20 protein-coding genes are annotated in these 21,272 nt (G+C 39.9%); all 20 read right to left on the bottom strand.

Going from position 1 to position 21,272, the window contains the following annotated elements:
• The gene (locus DWV85_RS06205) at window positions 1-1,170 is read right to left on the bottom strand and encodes a restriction endonuclease subunit S (protein WP_123138318.1); all 1,170 of its coding nucleotides are present in this window, start codon (window positions 1,168-1,170) and stop codon (window positions 1-3) included.
• A 1-nt stretch (window position 1,171) separates the two neighbouring features.
• The gene (locus DWV85_RS06200; protein WP_123138317.1) at window positions 1,172-2,911 is read right to left on the bottom strand and encodes a class I SAM-dependent DNA methyltransferase; all 1,740 of its coding nucleotides are present in this window, start codon (window positions 2,909-2,911) and stop codon (window positions 1,172-1,174) included.
• Window positions 2,912-2,926: 15 nt separating this feature from the next.
• Entirely contained in the window at window positions 2,927-3,154 is a 228-nt protein-coding gene (locus DWV85_RS06195) for a helix-turn-helix domain-containing protein (RefSeq protein WP_123138316.1), read from the bottom strand.
• Between the two features lie 267 nt (window positions 3,155-3,421).
• Entirely contained in the window at window positions 3,422-3,904 is a 483-nt protein-coding gene (locus DWV85_RS06190; RefSeq protein ID WP_123138315.1) for a GNAT family N-acetyltransferase, read from the bottom strand.
• 117 nt (window positions 3,905-4,021) lie between these two features.
• A complete protein-coding gene (locus DWV85_RS06185) occupies window positions 4,022-4,795 on the bottom strand; it encodes an amino acid ABC transporter ATP-binding protein (protein WP_123138314.1) in 774 nt (257 codons plus the stop codon).
• Window positions 4,792-5,508 (bottom strand): amino acid ABC transporter permease, encoded by a 717-nt coding sequence (locus DWV85_RS06180; protein WP_077707929.1) that lies wholly within the window; start codon window positions 5,506-5,508, stop codon window positions 4,792-4,794. Before DWV85_RS06180 ends, DWV85_RS06185 begins: the two co-directional genes overlap by 4 nt.
• Window positions 5,509-5,514: 6 nt before the next feature.
• Window positions 5,515-6,231 (bottom strand): amino acid ABC transporter permease, encoded by a 717-nt coding sequence (locus DWV85_RS06175; RefSeq protein ID WP_004694255.1) that lies wholly within the window; start codon window positions 6,229-6,231, stop codon window positions 5,515-5,517.
• A 55-nt stretch (window positions 6,232-6,286) separates the two neighbouring features.
• Window positions 6,287-7,126, bottom strand: coding sequence for a transporter substrate-binding domain-containing protein (locus tag DWV85_RS06170; protein WP_021147573.1), 840 nt, complete (start codon window positions 7,124-7,126; stop codon window positions 6,287-6,289).
• A complete protein-coding gene (locus tag DWV85_RS06165; protein WP_123138313.1) occupies window positions 7,119-8,672 on the bottom strand; it encodes an MmgE/PrpD family protein in 1,554 nt (517 codons plus the stop codon). The genes DWV85_RS06170 and DWV85_RS06165 overlap by 8 nt, the downstream gene beginning before the upstream one ends.
• Before the next feature lie 122 nt (window positions 8,673-8,794).
• The gene (locus tag DWV85_RS06160; protein ID WP_077707928.1) at window positions 8,795-9,910 is read right to left on the bottom strand and encodes a glutathione S-transferase C-terminal domain-containing protein; all 1,116 of its coding nucleotides are present in this window, start codon (window positions 9,908-9,910) and stop codon (window positions 8,795-8,797) included.
• A 264-nt stretch (window positions 9,911-10,174) separates the two neighbouring features.
• Window positions 10,175-10,828 (bottom strand): pyroglutamyl-peptidase I, encoded by a 654-nt coding sequence (pcp, locus tag DWV85_RS06155; protein ID WP_004694263.1) that lies wholly within the window; start codon window positions 10,826-10,828, stop codon window positions 10,175-10,177.
• A 115-nt stretch (window positions 10,829-10,943) separates the two neighbouring features.
• Window positions 10,944-11,873, bottom strand: coding sequence for a DUF979 domain-containing protein (locus tag DWV85_RS06150; RefSeq protein ID WP_004697680.1), 930 nt, complete (start codon window positions 11,871-11,873; stop codon window positions 10,944-10,946).
• Between the two features lies 1 nt (window position 11,874).
• Window positions 11,875-12,624 (bottom strand): DUF969 domain-containing protein, encoded by a 750-nt coding sequence (locus DWV85_RS06145; RefSeq protein WP_004694268.1) that lies wholly within the window; start codon window positions 12,622-12,624, stop codon window positions 11,875-11,877.
• 208 nt (window positions 12,625-12,832) lie between these two features.
• Window positions 12,833-13,318, bottom strand: a complete 486-nt coding sequence (locus tag DWV85_RS06140) for a GNAT family N-acetyltransferase (protein WP_004694271.1) — start codon at window positions 13,316-13,318, stop codon at window positions 12,833-12,835.
• A 411-nt stretch (window positions 13,319-13,729) separates the two neighbouring features.
• A complete protein-coding gene (locus DWV85_RS06135) occupies window positions 13,730-15,460 on the bottom strand; it encodes an S-layer homology domain-containing protein (RefSeq protein WP_123138312.1) in 1,731 nt (576 codons plus the stop codon).
• A 690-nt stretch (window positions 15,461-16,150) separates the two neighbouring features.
• A complete protein-coding gene (locus tag DWV85_RS06130) occupies window positions 16,151-17,338 on the bottom strand; it encodes a flavodoxin domain-containing protein (protein ID WP_060919244.1) in 1,188 nt (395 codons plus the stop codon).
• Window positions 17,339-17,652: 314 nt separating this feature from the next.
• On the bottom strand, window positions 17,653-18,192 hold the full coding sequence (locus tag DWV85_RS06125; protein ID WP_012863703.1) for a hypothetical protein: 540 nt from the start codon (window positions 18,190-18,192) through the stop codon (window positions 17,653-17,655).
• Window positions 18,193-18,423: 231 nt separating this feature from the next.
• Window positions 18,424-19,494 carry a 3-isopropylmalate dehydrogenase gene (gene leuB, locus DWV85_RS06120; RefSeq protein ID WP_060919243.1) on the bottom strand — a complete coding sequence of 357 codons (1,071 nt, stop codon included), beginning with the start codon at window positions 19,492-19,494 and terminating at the stop codon, window positions 18,424-18,426.
• Between the two features lie 24 nt (window positions 19,495-19,518).
• On the bottom strand, window positions 19,519-20,010 hold the full coding sequence (locus DWV85_RS06115; protein ID WP_004694284.1) for a 3-isopropylmalate dehydratase small subunit: 492 nt from the start codon (window positions 20,008-20,010) through the stop codon (window positions 19,519-19,521).
• A 1-nt stretch (window position 20,011) separates the two neighbouring features.
• Entirely contained in the window at window positions 20,012-21,271 is a 1,260-nt protein-coding gene (leuC, locus tag DWV85_RS06110) for a 3-isopropylmalate dehydratase large subunit (RefSeq protein WP_060919242.1), read from the bottom strand.
• Window position 21,272: the final 1 nt, after the last annotated feature.

The raw sequence follows: 21,272 nt of genomic DNA, 5'->3' as shown, positions 1-21,272 counted from the left end.
TTACACTTCAAGTTTCCCACTCATTAGTCGAGGTAATAGCATATCTCTTTGTTTTGTAAGTAATTGATTTTGCTGATTAAGCATTTTGATTTCATCATAATATGGCTTAACATAATCATTATATTTATGAATCAATTCTTCTGGTGGAATTAAAATACAGAGCCTATTGATGTTTTTAGGATATACATGGGGTTGTGCAGCTCCACATTGCAAATTACTAATAACTGGTTGTAAATATTTAAGCGTATTATATACAAACCAAATTGTTGCATCATCCTGATAGTAGGAACAATCTGCAGCCCAAATATCCTTCATATGATATTGAAGATATCCTGCATTAGCACCTGAAGCACTGATTGTAAGGCTTGCACCATATACATTAGCTTCATTATGGTATCCGGAAGGCTGTAATCCTGCTGAAATCACAGGAATATCACCTTCAATCATCTTTGCTGTAGTAATATTTTTTCCTCTTGTAAAGCTTCCTATATTTCTTAACTCATCATATTTGAAGATAGTAGGAGCAAAGTGCTTTTTATCATCTGTGCCAACTTGCCAACCTCTAGGCTTCTTCTCCTCAAACTCTACATTTTTATATCCAGGAAAGCGAAATCTAACAAACCATTCTTTATATAGATTCTCTACCATCTGCTCCAATAACTTAATACGCTTGTTATTGTTTTCAATAAGGTTATCGTAAGTTGTTAAAATATCAGCTATTTTCTCTTGATCTATAAAGTCAAATGCTGGTAACTCAATTTTTCCTAAGTCTTTTGCTGAAAACGAAGGAAACGTTGATTGGGATAATTCGGCAATATTACTTAAATACTTGACAACAGAATCAGTTCCCAGGAAATAGTATAAAAATTCACTTGAATATAATTCTTTATTTTTATTTCTTAATAAAACATATCCTGTAGACGCAACTACATTTTCATAGTTTGATTTGTAATGATAATAATGTCTTAAATTTGGTCTTACGGAGGAATATAGTATGTCATCATACTTTACACAACGATTCGCTCTTGAAGGAAAGTTACCATCCAGATACGTAATATCGTACAAAATACCTTTAGTTACTGATGATGTATCAATATAATTAATATAATCAGTATAATTATTTGTATTTTTAGGTGGGTTTAATTCAAAATAATCTTTTATCTTCCCCATATCACTCACCCAACAATTCTTTCAGATTATTTGCAATGAGTTTTTCAAGTTCTCTTGCCTCGGCACTTAGAGATGCAAACTCAGAATTAAGTGAATATATTTCTCTCTTAAATTCTTCCTGTGTTAACCCATCATCTTCAATTACCACCCCAACATAGCGGCCTACATTAAGTGAGTAATCCTGATCAATGATTCCATCTTCACCATCCATAGGTGCTGCCTTACAAAGACCGATAACATCAGCATATACACCGTCAGGGAATCTTTCAGTTAACCAGTCAATCTGTGACTGCCAATATGCTTTTGTAAGAACTTCCTTGTCATCAGATGTTTCCGGAGCATTAGCAAGTTCTATTTTGTATTCATCAAGCAATTCAACAAGAGCCTGTGTATCGCCGTGATATAGTTTTGTGATAACTCCAAGGTTCTTAATCTGCTCATCAGAGAACTTTCTGTGTGCTTTGTCTACCTGTGTGAAAACATTTCTTGCATCAATAAATAAGATTTCATTTTTCTTATCACTATTTGGCTTCTGCTTATCAAAAAACCAAAGAGTCGCAGGAAGGGTAACTGATGAGAACATTTTAGAAGGAAGTGTCACCATCTGTGAGATGATACCTTCTTCAATCATTTTCTTTCTGATTTCATATTCTGAACCAGATGCATCAGATGCAGAATTAGCCATCACAAGTGCTGCCTTACCATTCTCATTTAAGGCAGTAGCAAAGTAGCCAATCCACAAATAGTTTGCGTTAGGCACAGTTTCTTTCTTATCAGATTTTTTCTTTGTTGATTTGGTCTTATTTCTTGGTACACCATATGTATTGAATCGGGCATCATCAGAAACCTTTTCAAACACAACTTCATCAACATTAAAGGGAGGATTTGCCATTACATAGTCAAACTGCCCAAATGCATTATACGGATCTGAATAGAATGAGTTAGCTTGTGTAATGTCACCACGAATATTATTAAGAAGAAGATTCATCTTTGCCAGTTTTACTGTATCAGGTTCCTTTTCAACACCATAGCAACGAAATTTCATTTGTTCACTCTCGCTGGCATTGTGATTATGCATGTATCTGGCGGCCTGAACGAACATGCCGCCAGAACCACATGCTGGATCCAAGAACTTCTTTTCACCTGGCTGAGGATTTAATACTTCAACCATATATCTTACAACAGTTGCAGGTGTGTAGAATGTTCCTCCATCCTTACCTTCTGCAAGTGCAAAGTTCCCTAAGAAATATTCATAAATTTCACCAAAGATGTCAACAGTGCTGTTTTCAGGAATATCCTTGAAAATACGTACAATGTTAGAAAGAAGCTCTGGTTCCTCTTCCGGAACCAGCTGAGCATATACTTCTTTAGGAAGAACTCCTTCCATTCTAGGGTTTTCATCTTCAATAGCTTCCATAGCTTCCTTTACGATGATAGCTTTGTTTGCATCATCCGGTGCATCATTGATAAAGTCGTAATAAGCACATTCTGGAAGATAGAAACCGCACTTTTCTAAAGAAATTTCCTTCATGGATTTTTCCATACGACTACCTTTAAGTCGATTATATTCAGCTTCAATTTCATCCTTATGTTGTTTATATAAAATATCTGCATATCTAAGGAAGATAAGCCCAAGAATAGGCTGACCATATTTATTCGCAGCTAAATGAGCACTAGCTCGAAGCACATCAGCAGAGTGCCATAGCGTATCTTTTAACTGTTTTAATTCTTTATCTGTCATAACAATAGTGCTCCTTTATTTTTCTATTTGATAGTCGAGCCAAGACTCTTCTAGTACGTCATATGGGATGTTATTATCTAAGCAAAATATATTAATACTTTTCATTGCTTTTAGGTTTGGCTTTGCACGTCCAGATTCCCAACGATTTACAGTAGAAAAAGCCACACCTATTACATTGGCAAATTCCTGCTGTGTTAAAAATGAACGTTGTCTGATTCTTTTTATTTCTTTAGGGAAACCCATATATATGTATCTCCTTTTTATCCATTAATATAGCATTATTATAGCAAATAAATATTCATTTTTTTAGTATCTATCCACTAGGCAGTCTGACTTATAGATATTAACCTATATCAAAATTAGAGAACATGATAACCATATATGAAAAAGTCCAAAGTACTCTTGAAATTAATACTGTAGTAGTAACATCTTATAGAATAACAAAGAGCCGCACCAATTAGATGCGACTCTTTTAGTTAGAATATTAAATTAATACTAATTTTCTTATCTTTACAATGTTTTCTTAAAGAATATCGTCGTATGTACCTTTCCAGGTAGTTGTGTTCGTTTAAATTCTTTAAAGCCAAAGCTTTCATACATTTTAGCAAGCCATGGGTGTTCTGCAGCGGTGCCAAGTGTTACGGTTGGTGTTTTATATACATTGCGCAATAGGGCTTCTGCTTCGGCAAGGACTTCGCGGGCATAGCCCTTTCCCTTATGTTCAGGGGCCGTCACAAAGTGTGCAATGTGCGGATATACATCTGGCGTAGCTTTGGGAATCCAAGGCATGCGGAATGAAATAGAGCATACCAAGGAACTATCTACGTAGAGACCAAATACAGGATATTTTAAGATCCATGCGCGAGACTCTTCTTGGCTAAAGTTGATGGCATCAAAGGATATAGGATAGTTCTTATTCTCCGCATAGCCTGCAATCAACACCTCGTGATACTCAGCCGCATCATCTACGGTTAATTGTCTAAATTCTTTCATTATGTACCTCGTTTAAGGCGACCTAACTCTAAAGATATTAGGTCGCCATTAATGTCTATATTACTAGGATAGCACGCATTACTATCGCTCTGTATTATTTATAGCACATATTATTATTTATAAAGCTGCGCTATCAAGAGGCAATTCGCTATCTAGTGTAAGGTAACGGCTCAAGAATTTACGTGTCCGTTCTTCTTTTGGATGTTCAAGGACAACCTTAGGGTCCCCTTGTTCTACGATAACGCCGCCTTCCATGAATACGACTTGGTCGGACACTTCTTTGGCAAAGCCAATTTCGTGAGTTACGATAATCATCGTAACCTTGAGCTCTTTAGCAATTTTGCGAATGACTGCTAATACTTCGCCTACGAGTTCAGGGTCGAGAGCAGAGGTAGGTTCGTCAAAGAGGATGACCTCTGGGTCCATCGCAAGGGCACGAGCGATGCCAATACGTTGTTGTTGGCCCCCAGATAATTGTACCGGATAGTAATCATCATAGCCTTCCATGCCTACTTCCATGAGGAAGCGTTGCGCAATTTCACGAGCTTGAGATTTTTTCATCTTTTTAACCGTTACAAGGCCTTCCATAATATTTTCAATTACTGTCTTATTAGAGAACAAATTATAGGCCTGGAATACCATGGATGTGTTACGGCGTATGTTTAGAATTTCTTTGTTAGACGCTTTATGTAAGTCTACGGAAATATCATTTAATTGCATCGTCCCTGCATCGGCTTTTTCAAGGAAGTTCAATGTTCTAAGGAACGTTGTCTTACCGCTGCCAGATGGGCCAAGGATAACCGTTACAGACCCTGTCGGTACATGTAAGTCGATGCCCTTTAAAATTTCACGGTTCCCGAAGGATTTGTGAACTTGTTTAATATCTATCATAATGCATTACCTCGTTTATACTTACTTGCATAGACTTCTAAACGATGGAAGATAAATTCAAAGATAATCCCCATCACCCAGAATAGACCGGCCACCACGATGTAGGCCTCAAAATATTGTGAATTTTCCTCTGTATATAACTTTGCAGCGCCAAATAGTTCAATAACTGTGATGACAAATACGATACTCGTACTCTTCATGGTGTTAAGGAACTGATTTGTAAATAGTGGCAACGCAAAGACTGTAGCCTGTGGCAATACGATACGACAGAATGCTTGGAACCAAGTCATACCGATGGCCTGAGCCGCTTCCATTTGCCCTTTCGGTACCGATTGTAAGGCAGCCCGGAAGATTTCACTCAAATAGGCTCCTGTGTGCAAGGTTAAACCTACAACGGCTACAAAGGTAGCTGGCACCTTTTCAAAGGGCACATGCACCCCTGTTTGATCCTCTAATGCGAGGAATAGAATTGGTAAACCATAGTACACGAGGTATAAGAGAACCATGTTCGGAATACTACGGCACAATAATACATATAGGTAGCTGAGCTGACTGAGCACAGGCACTTTATTTTGTTGTAGCACGCAACTTAATAATCCTAGGATTGTACCCAAACCAACGCTGAGGAAGGTAATCATAAGGGTGACTTTCACATAAGGAATGACAGCAAAGAAGGTGCCATAAATATAGGTTGAATCGATTATATGTCCCATACGCCCCTACTCCTCACTGATCAAAATGCGTTGCGTTTCCTTGCCCGCAACGGTAAAACGTTTTTCAAGCAATCGGCCCAAGAGGGACACGATGATAATTAGAATGCCATAAATGATGGCCGCGTCGACGAATAACTCAAGATAGCGCTGACTATTGCCGCCCATGAGGTCCGCCTTACGCATCATATCCACAACGCCAACGTTAAAAATGAGCGCCGTCCCTTTCAACATGCCGATAACGAGGTTCGTCAATGGTGGAATGCTCATGGTGAAAGCCTGCGGCAAGATGATGCGCACATAGCTTTGGAACTCGGTCATACCAAGACTTTTAGCGGCTTCTTTCTCACCAGGAGAGACCGCATCGATACTGGAGCGCATGATTTCAGCGCTGTAAGCTGCAATATGTAAGGTAAACACAGCGTACACAAATACGAGGCCTGGCACATTTTTCATATTAAGCCCCATATGGGACATAATTTCTGGCACCCCAAAGTATATAAGGAAGAGCTGTACCAAGAATGGTGTGCCCCGCATAAAGGAGATAAATACGATAAATAATTGGTTTAATACTGGAACCTTCTTGAGGCGAATGATGGCTATAATAGAGCCTAAAATAACACCTAAGATGGCAGAAATAACGGTGATAAGCACCGTTACGTGCACATAATTCAAGAGCTGTGGAAACGCTTGGATCATGTAGGACACATCAAAATACTTGCCCACAGTAACACCTCGCTTCTAGACATAATAGAATAAGGCCGCCAAGGCGGCCTATCCGTTATTTTTGTGTTGGATCGAATGTGTAATCCCCACCAAGATATTGTTCAGAAAGTTTTTTCAACGTACCATCAGCACGCATTTCTTTCATAGTTTTATCAATTTTTTCGTTTACTTGTTTCATGTCATCTGTACGTTTAGACAAGAAATAAGTTGGTACTACTGCCAATACATCGCCTACGGCTTTGAGTGGCAAGCCACGGTCTTTAATAGCAGAGTTAATTACGTATTCGTACTCACCTGCTGCATCAGCACGGCCTGTAGCAACGAGGTTTAATGTTTCTGCACCTGCTTTATCTGTATAGATAACTTCGATTTGAGGATTTGCTGTTTCGTTGAATTGTTTTACTAACTCGTTGAACTCAGAGGATGTAGTAACGGCGATTTTCTTGCCTTTCAAATCATCTAGTTTAGAGATATCGTTGCGGTCATTTTTAACTACTAATTTACGTGTAGAGTAGTTGTTAACCTCATTTGTGTAGTAGTATTTTGCTTCACGAGTTGGGTTACGGCGCATTTGGTTCGCGATCATATCCACTTGGCCTGCATCCATTGCTACGAAGGCAGCATCAACGGCCATTGGCTTGAAGTTGAAATGAAGGTCTGGATTACGACGTTCAATTTCTTTCAACAATTCTACGTCAAAACCTGTAAGGTTGCCGTTATCATCTGTGTAGGAATACGGGCGAACCGTACCGCGTGTAGCTACGTTAATTACTTTCGCATCAGGATTTACCTTTGCGTCCTTAGATGTATCATCGCCGCAACCAGCCACCACAAGCACGCCTAGTGCCAAAGCGCCAATAGCAAATAATTTCGTCAATTTCTTTGTATTAAACATGTAAAACTCCTTCTCCTCGCAATGTTTTCAGGAATGACTCTACCTCATTTGTATGGGTGAAAGCCTCAATCATTCTATCTATTTGGTCCGCCTTTAATATAAGGCCTAATTTAATGCGTATATCCTCCATAGTAAGAGGATTCTTCGGCGATCCTTTAGGATTATTCACCGTTTCTGTGAAAGTATCTCCATTTTTCAATGTAATGGTTACTTTCGTAATCCGCTCTGTTTGGGATACCTTCGGTAAGTCATAGACACGCTCAATTCGTGACATATAGTCTCGTACCTTTTGGTCTATGATATCCGTCTTGAATAACTCGTCCTGTACCGCCCCATACGCGAGGACTTGGTACACAACGTACTCTATGGAAAACTGCCCTTCTCGACCTGTTGTTGGCGATGTATAGCGCAATGCCGCATCAGCACCAGGTGGAAAATGAACAGTGACTCTGTCTATATCATTCCAAAGGAATAAATCGGTGGCAGCACATAGATTGATTTTCTCTTCTTTCTCTGTATCTGCTAACACAGACCGTGAGTCGGATATAGCACTTAGTCTACGTTTATCTTGTTCATCTACATCTGGTGAATCCTTGCAGTGCTTAGACACAGACAATGAAGAAATATATATTCTATGTGCTACGATTTCTGCTGCTTCAGCTCCACAAATGGCTGCCGAGCAATAAGGGTGGACTTTCATCCACAGACCAGGATCAATGAGTTGTCCTGGTGCTAGCCAACGGCCAGCGATGTCATTTGATGTAACGGTAATATTACCGATAGTTTTAAACCAACCCCGTTCAGGGTCAAACGGTTTTGTGCTTGTTTTAAGTGATGTATGTTGTAACAGTTCGTAAGCCCATACGCCATTGCGTGCTGCCAGTCCCGCATGGAGCGGCTTACCATCTGTACCACTTTGAAAGAACATGCCCGCCGATTGTGTGGCAGCCAAAGACAGGAGCTGAGCCAAACTTTCACCATGAAGACCTCGCAAAGCGCCTATAGCGGCCGCCGCCCCAATGACACCAACGGTCCCTGTAGAATGCCATCCTTGGGTTCGATGGGCAGGATTGATGAGGGAACCAATAATCCCCTCTAACTCGGCCCCGATGATATAGGCACGAAGGAAATCATGCCATGTATCATGCGGCTCGAGCACTGCCAACAAAGCAGAATATAAAACAGTACTGAAATGACCTGCCAAATTTGCCTGGGCATCATCAAAATCAAGATAATGCGAAGCAAAACCATAATACAAAGCCTTATCCGCCTTAGATACATTCTCTATTGCTAAGCCAGTATTGCCCTCTGATATAACCTTGCCATTCAAAACAGTGGAGTTCATATGACGGCCAACATCCGAGCCTATAGATGACTTAGCTCCTATGAACCGAGCCAAGTCTCGAACGGCTTGTTCGTTCTCTGCTGGTGCTAAGGATGCTAGATAATCTAGAAAGGCAATACGAGCCACTGACAGTAGGTCCTCACGGTTCGCCACATCCGTTTGTTCTATGTAGTTCACAATCGTCTGTGTTACGGAATCCATGGAGCCTTCCTTTCAGTTATCTATAATTAAATATATTGATCGATTCGTCAGTAATATATCAGATTTCATAGTAAAAGATTTACTAAATACAGCTCATCCAACATATGAATTTACTATCTATTTTATTTACCAAATTTTTCAGCACGGTCATTTGGTTCTAACCAAATGGAGTCGTCTGGACCTTTGGGAACAAGGCGTGGTAGATCTTCAAATGGCGTATGGTCTACATAGTAGAAGCGTTTGCGCATGGAGTCGAAGTCTGTTGTGCCACCGAAGGCTGGATTAGAATACAAATCCTTCGCGTAGTTCCAAAGATTTGGATAGTCTACGAGGCGTTTTTTATTCACCAAGTATTTTTGGTAGAACACGAGGTCAAAGCGCGCTAATGTTGGGAAAATACGGATATCTGGATCGGTAATAGTATCACCCATCAAGTAACGTTGCTTGCTAAGGCGTTCTTCAAGCCAATCTAAGCGAGCAAAGATACGATCATAGTAGTATTCGTAATCTTTTTGGTTTGTTACGAGAGCTGCCAAGTTTACAGCCAAGTTGAAGTCAGCGTAGATGATTACATTCAATGCATCTATGTCGGCACGCAATTCCTCAGGATAAATATCTGGCGCATCAGGGGACACAAAATCTTTAAAACCTAATGCTAATTCTGTAGTCAACGCATGGTAGTCATTATTTACAACAGCACCAGTTGTAACATCTACGATAGCCGGTACTGTGGAGCGTGCATCGTAGTTAGGGTCGCCTTTGCGGTACGCTTCACCTAAGGAGTGAATGCCCAATACAGGGTCCTTCTCATCCTTATCAAGGGTAAAGAACCAGTCTGCAATTACACCTGCAGGACGCAATGGATCAACCGTACCTTTTGAAATCACTTTATCTAGTCCGAGCAAATCGATGGCAATAGCAATACGGTGAGCCCAAGGGCAATGCTTAGACCATACAAGGCGGTAACGGTCCTTTTCTACAGGTAGAAACCCTGGTTCACTGCCAAAAGGTGTTGTGAATTGAGGCTCTTCACTATCAGAATATTTTTGACGACGGTTAAAATTCGATGCATCTTTACCTTCATACTCCTTCTGCTCCCCTTGAGAACGAGGGTTACTAGATTGAAACTCAGAAAAATCGATAGGACAAGGATTCATAGCGCGTTGAAACTCAACTTCTTTTCGAGCCGCCGCAATGGTAGGATCCTTGATTTTACTTATATCTACGTGTTCACTCATTCTATACTCCTTATAAAGGTCATCCCCATTAGCTTTATTCCACTTTTTATGGTGAAAGCTTTTGTGATATCCCTCAACTATTCCTACTAACTCAATATGAATATAAACCTATATTATATTATTTAAAAACCTATGTCAATAGTGGGTATTTAAAATTTATAATATCTATTACAAACAAAAATCTCGAGTTATATCGTTTCTAGATATAACTCGAGCTTTATTTAAATTATGTGTATTAAACAAACACTAGTATTGGTAATATTTTTATTCGTGAGGTGTTGTATAGTTAATATCTTGTGCCTTGTAACTTTCACCATGAGCTAATACATGAACGATGGTTTCCAATGTGGCACGTACAGTTTCAACAGCCATGCTTGGTTGATTTGGTTTATCCACCACTTGGGATGGCAAGTATGGGATGTGCATAAAGCCCGCCTTAATATTGCCCTTTTGCGCGGCATAGTGACATACACCATACATCAAGTGATTGCATACAAAGGTTCCCGCTGTATTGGAGACCTTAGCAGGAATACCGTTTTGATGTAACGCATTGACGATATTTTTTATGGGCAATGTCGCAAAATAGGCACTAGGGCCATCGGCTACAACAGGCTCATCTTCCGGTTGATTGCCCCCATTATCTGGGATGCGAAAATCGTCGCAGTTAATAGCAACGCGTTCCACTGTAATATCAGGACGACCACCTGCTTGACCTACACACAGGATAAAATCTGGTTGGCACTGTTCAGCTGCTGCTTTTACAGTATCAACAGATTTATAACGAATGGTAGGAACCATTTGTGTCACTACCTTGTAATCACCATCGGTATAACCATCCATTGTTTTGACCGCTTCCCAAGCCGGATTAATAGGTTCACCGCCAAATGGATCAAAACCGGTAATCAAAATTGTTTTCATCACACTACCTCATAACGATATCTTATGGTTCATTAGAATAATCAAACATGATACATAATCTTAGAAGGATATATCATACAGTCTCATAAGAATATCGTGCTTTCACAGAAAAGGGTTAAATAAAGTAATACATTAATAGAATATTCAATACGAGCATGATCAATGCAATTGGAAGTTGTGCTTTAATAACGCCGTATTGGTCGCGCATTTCAAGGAGCGCTACCGGTACGATGTTAAAGTTGGCCGCCATAGGTGTCATCAAAGTACCGCAATAGCCAGCAAGCATTGCTATAGCACCAACAGCCGCAGGGTTCGCACCATGAGCTACAACGAGCATTGGGATACCGATGGCACTTGTAATCATCGCAAATGCAGCAAAGGCGTTACCCATGATCATTGTGAAGATAACCATACCAATGCAGTAAGCCACAACAACGAGGAATACATTATCTGCTGGTACTACACTTGCGACTGCACTGGAGATAAGTTTACCAACGCCAGCCAAATTAAATAGATACCCAAGAGCCGCTAATAACTGGGACAAAATAGCAGTCCAACTGATAGCATCGATAAGACGACGACCTTCATGGAAACCTTGGTTAAGTTCGCCCTTTGTAATAAAAAGAGCAGCACACATAGCGATGATTGCGGCAATACCTAGACCAACAAGAGCGCCTAACTTAGTAAAGAAACCAATGAAGAATGTAATAATACCAACAAGTAATGCTGGTACAAAGATAACATTGCCAATACGAACAGCTTCGCCTTTTTTGAATTCGATAGGAGATTCAAAGTAATGGCCTTTGCCGAGTTGTTTTACTAATACGATAGCTGCCATAGCAATGACAAGCCAGCCATTAATTTCCTTGGAGAGATAAGAACCAAAGATAAAGGATACGCTATATAAGAGCCAAAATAAGCCTGTACCAATACGATATTTATGTTCTTTATCTAGAAATGATTGAATAGCAAAGATAAATAGAATAATCCCTACGAGAAGATATACGTAATCTAAGGGCTGCATTTTATAGAATATTTCTAACATATTATTCAGCCTCCTTCTTCAATTCTTCTGGTGTAACAAGAATATTTAACTCATTAGGTACTAATTTACCAGCTTTCATATCCGCTTCGTCACGAGCTACAGAGGCTTGAATTGTTTTATCAAAGATAATAAAGCGAATAAAGTTAACGATATAGGCACAAACAGCCGTTGGCAATCCGTACAATACCATATCTGTTAATTCTACAGAATAACCTAATTGTTCCATAACGCCTTTGATGAGTAATAACCCACCAGCAGCAAGGAATAAGTTTTGACCGAAGAAGTTACCTATATTATCTGCAGAAGCAGCCACACCACGTACCTTATCAAGCGTACGTTGAGATACTGGACGGCCTTGAGCTACCGCAGCTTCACTCATAGGAGCAATCAATGGACGAACCATAGCAACCATACCGGACATGTTAATGCCAAAGGCTACAGTTACTTGACGCACAAATAAGTAAATCATAAAGATACGACCTGCCGTAGCAGCGTTGATCTTGCCAATCAAAATTTCTGCCCGTTCACGTAAGCCGTGACGTTCCATAAGACCGATAACAGGTAAAATCAAAATAAATAATGACATATAACGATTTTTAACAAAGGCCTCTCCAATAGCACCAACGATATCGTTAATACTGAGACCACCTGCCAGGCCCGTTACAAAGCCTGCGGCTACGACAACTAACAAGGCATTAAAGCGCAGCATCAGACCGATGACCATCACTAAAATACCAGACAAAATCAACATATGGACACATCCTTTCTACAAATCATCCATAACACATATAACCATAAAGATACGTTATATGTATATATTATATACTGAATAGTCATAATCTTACACAAAAAAATACCTTGTATCTAAATTTAGTGAATGTCCCTGATCTGCGATCAGAGCATAAAACACTCAAATAGAGTACAAGGTAATTTACGTAATTAATATAACGCTTTCTTAATTAATTTAATTCTTTCTTGAATAATATAGTTGTATGCTGTTTTCCTCTAAAATGAACCTTATCATACGCCGTAAACCCAAAGGATTCATACATTTTAGGCAACCACGGATGCTCCTTAGCCGTTCCTAATGTAACAATATGTGTTTTAAACTGTTCTTTTAAAAGCTCCTCTGCATAGCCCAAGACTTCCCGTGCATATCCTTTACCTTTGAAAGCTGGTGCCGTTACAAAATGAGCAATATGCGGATATTTATCCGGCGTTGAGTATTTCACCCAAGGCATACAAAACGTAATAGAACTAACTAATTGCCCATCAATATACAAGCCGTATACAGGATAATTTTCAATCCACTCCTTAGACTCCTCTTCCGTAAAATCAATAGCGTCGAAGCTAATGGGATAGTCTTTTATAGCTGCGTAACCATCGATTAATACCTTATGATATTCTGCTGTGTCTGCAACTGTTAATTGTCTAAATTCTTTCATGGTCTTTCCCTCATATCTATATTTTTATTCACAAACTACGAATATTAATTCACTTTGTGAAAGCAATTATACACCTATATGCATTTATTTGCAACATAATTACATAAATATTATATGAAATTATAATATCCATAAAGAAAATCTCATATGCAATAATGTAATATATGCACCAGAACTCATCCATACTGAGTATTAGATAAATTAAAGGCCCAAATCTCTACAAAAAGAAGGTTCGTATAAAAATAAGCAGAATACAATTTAAATCTTAGTCAACGACTTCATTCCGTCTAACTATAATTGACGAATTCCTATAAAATAAGCACAATACCACAAAAAAATTTAGACAAAAAAACAGGATGTATCAAAGATACATCCTGTTTTGAACTTTTACAAACTCTAGAAAAGTTAATTCTATTGATTATTGTATATACGGGAACCGTATACATCACGTTCATGTTTAGGTTCGTTGTTAACGCGAACACGTTCAGTTTTATGACGATCGTTATCATCACCAGAAATACGATCAACACGGAAATGGTTAAGACGAATATTTTGTAATTCAGGACCGAATTCATTCAATGCACGTTTCATGTTTTCGTCAATAGGAGCACCGTTTTGAAGTGCACGGTACAACATGGTAGCGAATTCGTAACGAGTCATCTTAACATCGCCTTTGAATGTGCCATCAGGGTAGCCAACAAGGATACCATTACCAGCCAATTGGCTAATATATTGGTAAGCCCAGTGGTTGCGAGGAACGTCTGGGAATTCAGCAGTTTTGCTTGGATCAATTGCATGTGGAGTCAAGATTTGTAACAAGTTATTATATTTGTTTTCCATATCTTGAAGACGTGCGTTCAATTCAGCAATTTCACGACCCATAGCTACGCGGGAACGGGATTCAGGGGAACGTTTACCAAGACGGATGGATACACCTGCGTTCAATTGAGTTTCACCAGTACCTACAGTGCCACCAACGGAGAACATTGTATCTTCGTTAGGACGGTAGAATGCGCCCAACGCAGCGGAGTTAGCATTATGGTAGTGACCATAACCAGCAGCGATTGTCCATTTATCATCTGGGTTGAAGTCCATTGGATGCAATGCAGCCAATGCAGCGGAACCTGCACCTACTTTGTTAACGCGTCTTTCAACAGTACCAACACGGTTAGTCAAGTTTTTGATATTGTTATTAATTTGACCAGGTGTGGAGTTGTTGATTTGTGTTTGTAATTCATTAGCTACGGAATACAATTGGCTACCGTTTACAGCATCTGTAGAAGTAGCGGAAAGCTCACCAGGAGCAACATTTTTAAGTTGACGCTCAGAACCAACTTGACCTACGGATACGGAACCTTTAGCTGCGGAACCTACGCCAGCAAAGCCACCGAAAGTGTGACGAGCAATGGTTGCACTGCTTTGAGCTGTAGCTTCACTTGTAGTGGAGCCTCGACCTAAAGCGATAGAGTTCAAATGTGTTGCATTTGCATGGTCACCAATTGCCATAGCGTAGTCCGCTGTAGCCTTTGCATCAGAGCCAAACGCATTAGCACGCACGTTAGTTGCTTGTGCACCAGCACCAAATGCTTGAGCATGGTCACCAGACGCAAGCGCAGAGGAGCCCATAGCAACAGAGTGATTATTAGTTGCTTTTGCACCAGAACCGATTGCATTAGATTTATAGCCAGATGCTAACGCTTCATAGCCAAGAGCTTGTGCACGAACTTCAGATGCGTTTGCACGAGTACCAATAGCTGTGGACCATGTACGTTCTGCTTCAGCAGAATGACCAATAGCGATAGTGTCATTCATCAACGCTTTTGAAGAATGACCTACGGCTAATGCAGAGGTACCTGCTGCAGTATTATTAACACCAATAGCGACAGAATTACTTTTCCAGTCACCAGTTTTTAATGTAGCATCATCTGGCTCATTCTCGTAATCACGATCGCGGAAGTTCGCAGCAGATTCTTTTACAGTATTACCACTACCATACGCAACTGCATTGTTTGTACCTGTAACAACATTTGAATTGTCCATTACAACAGAAGCAGCGTCTACCGTATTAACAGTCGCACCAACAGCAGTGACAGCAGCTAATACAGCAAACGCTAATTTTTTGGAATGTTTCATTTCTCTCATCTTACACCCTCACTAAATAAAAATATATCCATATTATTACAATACAAATTTTCATTCTCTCTATGTTCCGTCTCTCACCTCGGCCTGATCAAGTAAGTACTCTAAAATTACACGAAGAAATACCCCTATCTCAGTTTAAGAAAAATTTATATTGTCAATTACTCGCCTAGCATATCAAAGTTTTACGATATACACAACCCCTTTTTCTACAACAAATTTAATCAACCACTTCTTAACCCACTTAAAAGTCCCTTTATTCCTGATTTTATAAGGGATTAAATTTGACTCATTATCATCCCTTATGAGTTAAATTTTTCTCAACTTTGTAAACATTTTTCATCTAACGAATTGTATAACTTATAAATAAATAATCACCTTATAAGTACACCAGATATACTATCAATGCCCACCAAACCTCATTCATACTTAATTCATGAATTATTGGTGAATTAAACGATTGTGTATATTGATGCACAACTTCATCATTTTATTATAATTTTATATTTGTGCAACAGCAGTAGATATCATTTCTTATCAATATTAAACAAACCGTCAATGAGAACGAAGTGAGAATAAAACTACTAAATACGCCTTAAATTATCCAATGTTTTATGTATACGTTCTAACAAAATAAAAAAAGCCCCCTATTTTTCAAGAAAATAAAGGACTTTCTTCATTTAATATATATGTTTATGCTAATAATGCACTTACAAGTTCTTCTGCTTTATTTAGATCAGAATCTTCTGGGTTCCAGTTACATTTGATTTCAGGTTCTACTACGGAGAAACCATATTTAGTTAACTCTTCACGAAGTACCTTTGTAGATTCACCAGACCATCCATAGGTACCGAATACAGCAGCTTTTTTATTTTTGAATTTTAACTCACGCAAGAAGTCGAGCCAACCAGCTACGGCAGATAATACGCTGTTCCCCACCGTTGGGGAACCTACAGCAATGGCTTTTGACTTAAAAACTTCCGTCATGATGTCATTTTTATTGGTTTTACTAATATTGAAAATCTTAACACGTGTATCAGGCGACTGTTTCGCAATTTCTTCAGCAATCTTATGTGCCAACTTCTTGGTGCCATCCCACATAGTGTCGTATACAATTGTGATTTGATCTTCTTGGTACGCTTGCGACCATTCATAGTATTTTTCTACGATTTGCATTGGATTTTCACGCCAAATCGCTCCATGACTCGTAGCGATGATATCGATTGGCAAATTAAGCTTTTGAATTTCTTCAACTTTAGCTTTTACCAATGGAGAGAACGGATTCAAGATATTCGCGTAATACTTCATTGCCTCTTCCCATAGACGGCATTGATCGGCCTTATCTGCCCACAATTCTTCTACAGCGAAATGTTGACCAAATGCATCGTTGGAGAACAAGATATTATCCCCTGTCATATAAGTCGCCATGGAATCAGGCCAGTGGAGCATGCGCATTTCCACAAACACCAAGGATTTACCATTCCCAATATCTACGGAATCCCCTGTTTTAACAGTTTTAAAATTCCATTCAGGGTGATGATATTGTCCAACCAAGGACTTAACAGCATTCTCTGTACAATAAATAGGCGTATTAGGAATTTTTTCCATCAATGCAGGCAAGGAACCACTGTGATCCACTTCGCCGTGGTTACATACGATGAAATCAATCGTATTCAAATCGATTTCCGATTCCAAGTTATCGATGAAATCGGAGGAATGAGGTTTCCACACAGTATCGATGAGGACAGTCTTCTCCTCTTCAATCAAGTAGGCATTTTGGCTAGAGCCATTATTAATGGTGTAATCAGAACCGTGAAACTCTTGCAATTCCCAGTCGATTTTACCAACCCATGATACGTTGTTTTTAATGTGCTTTCTCATAATAACCTCCATGTTCTGTGAAAGTAAATATACTCACCTCATACCTTTTAATGAGTCTATAAAGACCCACAGATGAGAGAAGCAACTTTCACCGGTATTACCCAATATATGGCCCCATGTTGTATCAATAGATACAACACAAATCGGTCATTAACTATAGTTCTATTATATGGATATCACTTAACTAAGTCTGTATCTGTAGGTACAGATTTGAGAATTATTATAAAAACCACTCATAGTAATCACATGCCGTACATTAGTACACATCGATTTCCCATGAGTGGTTACGAGTATATGTAATTATAAGGGATGATTTATTTATTACCTGATTTAGATAGTCCAGGGATAGCTTTATAGATATATAATGCAATATATCCATCAACCAAGCTATGAACGATGGTGCCGCCACCTACAAGAACAAATACAACGTAGATGAGATCAATGTTTGGCATCGTAGTTGTAGTATAGAACAATAGGCATGCTAGTACCTCACCAATAGCGTGAACGATAGCACAAGCAAGGTTAAACGCCACAAAGGATAGAGCCCCTGTTAATACGCCTGGATGATGTTTAATATAGTAAGCCCCCATCAAGGCAAAGATGATATGAGATGCAGCACGCATAACGATAACAAGTGGGAAGCCTGCTACAAAGAAGCCGAGCGTAGAACCTATGACAACACAAGCTGCCATCTTACGAGATAAGAACATGGCCAGGAATATAGGAACATGACTCGCCAATGTATACGATGCCGGTGGAATCACAACTTTCAAAGGCATCACAATAGGAATCATAATGGCTAATGCCATCAATAAAGCAGTAATGGTTAAATTTCGATACATCGAAGAATTCATAAAGGCCTCCTTAAGGACTATCTTCCCACACATCTACTAATATAGCACTCTAATATATGAAGAGCAACTACACATACCGCTAGGTGTCCCACAAAAAAGAGAGGGCCTTACAACCCTCTCTTATTTAATTAGACAAATATATTATAATATCTGTATTTTAACACTTATGATACGATTTTGAAAATGACGTAACTCACGTTAATAAATTTGAGGAATCTTAATTCATTGCTTTTATAAACGTTCAATTACGGCTTGTGCCATTTCTGTGGTACCAACTCGTTTTAAGCCTTCGCGGTAGATATCTCCTGTACGGTAACCATCAACGAGCACTTGTTCCACAGCACGTTCAATAGCATCAGCCACTTGAGGTAAATCAAGGGAGTGACGGCACATCATAGCGGCGGACAAGATTGTGCCCAACGGGTTTGCTAAGTTTTTGCCCATGATGTCTGGTGCGGAACCGTGGATTGGCTCATACAATGCTGTGCCTGTACCCATGGATGCAGATGGTAAAAGCCCGATGGAACCGGAGATAACAGCGCCTTCATCGGACAAGATATCGCCAAACAAGTTTGTAGTAACGATAACATCAAACTGAGCAGGATTTACAACGAGTTGCATCGCTGTGTTATCTACATAGAAGTAATCTATTGCAATATCTGGATTAGCAGCCGCTTTCTCTTGCGCGATTTTACGCCACAAACGAGAAGACGCCAATACGTTTGCTTTATCGACAGATACGACCTTTTTGTTACGTTTACGAGCTGTTTCCATAGCGATATCCATGATGCGTTCTACTTCATAACGGCTGTATGTTTCTTTATCCCAAGCGAACTCATTAGCACCTTCGCCTTGTGCCTCTTCACGTTCACCGAAATAAATACCGCCAGTTAACTCACGAACGATGACGAAATCTACATCTTGTACGAGCTCCTTTTTAAGCGGAGAATACTCTTGTAAAGATGGATAAATTTTTACAGGACGCAAGTTACAGAACAAACCAAGCTCCTTGCGAAGACCTAGGATTGCCTTTTCAGGACGGATAGACGGATCTACATTATCCCATTTAGGACCGCCTACAGCACCAAGCAATACAGCATCAGCATTTTTACAAGCCTCGATAGTATCCTCAGTCAAAGGCACGCCGTATGCATCAATAGACGCACCGCCCGCTTTTTTATCGATCCAATTAACCTTTACACTGACTTTCTCAAAAGCCACATCGCACACAGCCTTCGCTGCTGTAATAATCTCAGTACCGATACCATCACCAGGAATCAATACAATATTCTTTTCGCTCATCTTACCTCTCCATATAACAAATGCTTACTTGCGGTTTTTCGCAAAATTCACAAGACCGCCTGCTGCCGCAATGTCTTGAATGAATTGTGGCAATTCAGTACCTTGGTATTGTTCATTTTTCGTCAAGTTGTACACGATACCTTTAGACAAGTCTACGCCTATAGCATCGCCTGCATCGATACGATCAACTTGTTCACCGATTTCCACAACTGGTAAACCGATGTTGATAGCATTACGGAAGAAGATACGTGCAAAGGAGTGTGCTATGATAACAGGCACGCCTTTGGCTTTAATAACGCCCGGTGCATGTTCACGAGAAGAACCACAACCAAAGTTTTTACCAGCTACCATGATTTCGCCGGCTTTCACATTAGGAGCAAATGTTGTATCAATATCTTCCATCGCATGTTCAGCCAATTCGTTCCAATCAGCAATCGCCAAGTAACGAGCCGGAATGATTACGTCTGTATCTACATCGTCGCCGTAGCGCCAGATTTTCTTGCTTTCAAAATCCATATTAAACCTCCTCAGGGCCTGCAATGCGGCCTAATACAGCACTTGCTGCCGCCACATAAGGGCTTGCCAAATATACCTCAGAATCAACGTGCCCCATACGACCACGGAAGTTACGGTTTGTTGTGGAGACGGTGCGCTCCCCTGCAGCCATGATACCCATATAACCGCCTAGACAAGGACCACATGTAGGCGTGGACACAGCGCAATCAGCTTGAATGAAGATGTCTAACAAACCATCTTTCATAGCTTGGTCGTATACATCTTGGGACCCAGGGATTACGATACAACGAACGAATGGAGCCACCTTGCGACCTTTGAAGATTTCCGCAGCTGCTACCAAGTCTTCATAACGGCCATTTGTACAAGAACCGATGATAACTTGATCGATTTTAATATCCTTGTCGATTTCGTTGATGTAATGCGTATTGGATGGCAAATGAGGGAATGCTACAACTGGCTGCAATTTGGACAAATCGATTGTAATAGTTTGGGCATATACTGCATCAGAATCTGGAGTGATTGGCTCAACAGAGCGATTTACGCGACCTTTGATGTATTCTTCAGTAATTGCATCGTAAGGGAATACGCCACATTTACCGCCCGCTTCGATAGCCATATTACAAATTGTAAGACGGTCAGCCATAGTCATATGCTGTACGCCATCGCCGGCGAATTCAAGAGCCATATAACGAGCGCCATCTACGCCGATTTGGCCAATCAAGTCAAGGATTACATCTTTACCCGTTACCCATTTGTTAGGTTTGCCGATAAGTTCAACCTTGATAGTTTCAGGCACTTTGAACCAAGTTTTACCTTCTGCCATAGCAACACCTGCATCAGTGGAGCCTACGCCTGTGGAAAACGCATTCACCGCACCATATGTACAAGTATGGGAGTCAGCGCCGATCATCATTTCACCAGGACCGATAAGCCCTTTTTCTGGCAAAATAACGTGCTCAATACCCATACGACCAACTTCAAAGTAGTTCGTAATGCCATGTTCGCGTACGAAATCGCGCATTACTTTCGCTTGTGTAGCGGATTGAATATCTTTATTTGGCGTAAAGTGGTCAGGCACCAAGTAGATTTTATGACGATCAAATACAGGTTTGCCAATTTTTAAAAACTCTTTGCGAGCCGGTGGGAATGTGATGTCGTTCATCAATACCGCATCCAAATGACACTCGATGATTTGTCCTGGCTTTACAACATCAAGACCCGCGTGACGAGCCATATTCTTTTCAGTAATGGTCATACCCATA

The organism is Veillonella sp. AF13-2 (assembly GCF_003603295.1).
GTDB lineage: Bacteria > Bacillota > Negativicutes > Veillonellales > Veillonellaceae > Veillonella > Veillonella parvula_E.
This window is presented reverse-complemented; position numbering and strand designations above follow the sequence as displayed.

Coding starts and splice junctions, on each gene's coding strand:
- pcp (WP_004694263.1), bottom strand. CDS start 10,828: ATGAAAACAATTTTGATTACCGGTTTTGATCCATTTGGCGGTGAACCT.
- DWV85_RS06135 (WP_123138312.1), bottom strand. CDS start 15,460: ATGAGAGAAATGAAACATTCCAAAAAATTAGCGTTTGCTGTATTAGCT.
- DWV85_RS06160 (WP_077707928.1), bottom strand. CDS start 9,910: ATGAGTGAACACGTAGATATAAGTAAAATCAAGGATCCTACCATTGCG.
- leuB (WP_060919243.1), bottom strand. CDS start 19,494: ATGAGCGAAAAGAATATTGTATTGATTCCTGGTGATGGTATCGGTACT.
- DWV85_RS06180 (WP_077707929.1), bottom strand. CDS start 5,508: ATGGGACATATAATCGATTCAACCTATATTTATGGCACCTTCTTTGCT.
- DWV85_RS06205 (WP_123138318.1), bottom strand. CDS start 1,170: ATGGGGAAGATAAAAGATTATTTTGAATTAAACCCACCTAAAAATACA.
- DWV85_RS06140 (WP_004694271.1), bottom strand. CDS start 13,318: ATGAAAGAATTTAGACAATTAACAGTTGCAGACACAGCAGAATATCAT.
- DWV85_RS06185 (WP_123138314.1), bottom strand. CDS start 4,795: ATGATAGATATTAAACAAGTTCACAAATCCTTCGGGAACCGTGAAATT.
- DWV85_RS06150 (WP_004697680.1), bottom strand. CDS start 11,873: ATGTTAGAAATATTCTATAAAATGCAGCCCTTAGATTACGTATATCTT.
- DWV85_RS06200 (WP_123138317.1), bottom strand. CDS start 2,911: ATGACAGATAAAGAATTAAAACAGTTAAAAGATACGCTATGGCACTCT.
- DWV85_RS06190 (WP_123138315.1), bottom strand. CDS start 3,904: ATGAAAGAATTTAGACAATTAACCGTAGATGATGCGGCTGAGTATCAC.
- DWV85_RS06165 (WP_123138313.1), bottom strand. CDS start 8,672: ATGGATTCCGTAACACAGACGATTGTGAACTACATAGAACAAACGGAT.
- DWV85_RS06125 (WP_012863703.1), bottom strand. CDS start 18,192: ATGAATTCTTCGATGTATCGAAATTTAACCATTACTGCTTTATTGATG.
- DWV85_RS06115 (WP_004694284.1), bottom strand. CDS start 20,010: ATGGATTTTGAAAGCAAGAAAATCTGGCGCTACGGCGACGATGTAGAT.
- DWV85_RS06145 (WP_004694268.1), bottom strand. CDS start 12,624: ATGTTGATTTTGTCTGGTATTTTAGTGATGGTCATCGGTCTGATGCTG.
- DWV85_RS06130 (WP_060919244.1), bottom strand. CDS start 17,338: ATGAGAAAGCACATTAAAAACAACGTATCATGGGTTGGTAAAATCGAC.
- DWV85_RS06170 (WP_021147573.1), bottom strand. CDS start 7,126: ATGTTTAATACAAAGAAATTGACGAAATTATTTGCTATTGGCGCTTTG.
- leuC (WP_060919242.1), bottom strand. CDS start 21,271: ATGGGTATGACCATTACTGAAAAGAATATGGCTCGTCACGCGGGTCTT.
- DWV85_RS06195 (WP_123138316.1), bottom strand. CDS start 3,154: ATGGGTTTCCCTAAAGAAATAAAAAGAATCAGACAACGTTCATTTTTA.